Genomic DNA, 1,073 nt, shown 5'->3' on the forward strand with positions numbered 1-1,073 from the left:
ACGCGGCGCAGGAAGCGCCTCGTAGCTCTCCCGCCGGCCCTGCTCCAGGGAGAGGAACAGCACCTGGAGTCGGTCGAAGGCGTGCTTGGCCTTCACGATGGAGCCCCACTCCGTCGTGATGGTCAGGACGGGCTTCACGAGCTTGCCGGAGATCAGCATCACGCCGACGAGGTTACCCGGCGAGATCTGACCCTGAATGCCGTAATAGCCGCCGACCGCCACGGTGAAGCCGGTCAGGCCGGTGACGAGCACCTTCAGGAGCGTATCGAGCCAGAACAGCCGGTCCTCGGCATCGGCGCTCATCTGGAGCGCGCGCCGGTGTCCGTTGATCCAGCGCTCCCGGAAGACCTGGCGCATGCCCAGCGCCTGCACGGTCTCGATGTTGATGAAGGTGCTGAGCAGCGTATCGGTCTTGGCCTTCGAGATCTCGGCGAGCTCGTTCTCGTAGCGGGTGCGCTTCCAGGCGACGATCGTGGCCAGCACGGCGATCACGCAGAGCGCGCCGAGCACGAAGCTGCCGAGGTAGACGTGGATGCCGAAGCAGAACACGAGGTAGATCGGCACCTGTAGGAAGTCGTAGACCGCCCCCGCCACCCGGCCGGCGAGCGCCGCGCGCAGCTTGTCGAAATCGTCGAGCGCGGTGCGGGCGTTCTCGATGCGGCCGTCGAAGCGCGCCTGGAGGCAGGCGTCGAACAGCGCCGGGCGCAGCACCCGGTCGAGGCGGCTCGAGACCCGCGCCAGGATGTGGTCGCGCTGCACGTGCAGGTAGCCGGCGACGATCAGCAGCCCGGAGAGCACCGCGAACAGGATCGCCAGGGTGATAACGTTCTTGTGCGGCAGCACCCGGTCGTTGGCCTGCTCGAAGAACACGCTGCCGCCGAGCACCGAGGCGCTCAGGAACACGCTGATCACCGCGCAATGGAAGAAGGCCATCTTCTCGGCGAGCAGCGCCGCCACGAGAGGCGTCGGCCGGGAGCGGGCGCGGCCGGTGAGCCGCCGGAGCACGGCCGCCGCCATCTCCACGGGCGATGCGCCGCCGATCGCGAAGGACCGCGCGCTCATGCGGCGTCTCC

General features: G+C 68.5%; 1 protein-coding gene. It reads right to left on the bottom strand.

The window, feature by feature from the left end; all coding sequences use genetic code 11:
* Nucleotides 1–1,062, bottom strand: a 1,062-nt coding sequence (locus tag MFF04_RS21890) for an ABC transporter transmembrane domain-containing protein (protein ID WP_238279117.1), incomplete at its 3' end; no start/stop codon positions are given.
* Nucleotides 1,063–1,073 lie beyond the last annotated feature (11 nt).

The organism is Methylobacterium jeotgali, assembly GCF_022179345.1.
GTDB classification, from domain to species: domain Bacteria; phylum Pseudomonadota; class Alphaproteobacteria; order Rhizobiales; family Beijerinckiaceae; genus Methylobacterium; species Methylobacterium jeotgali.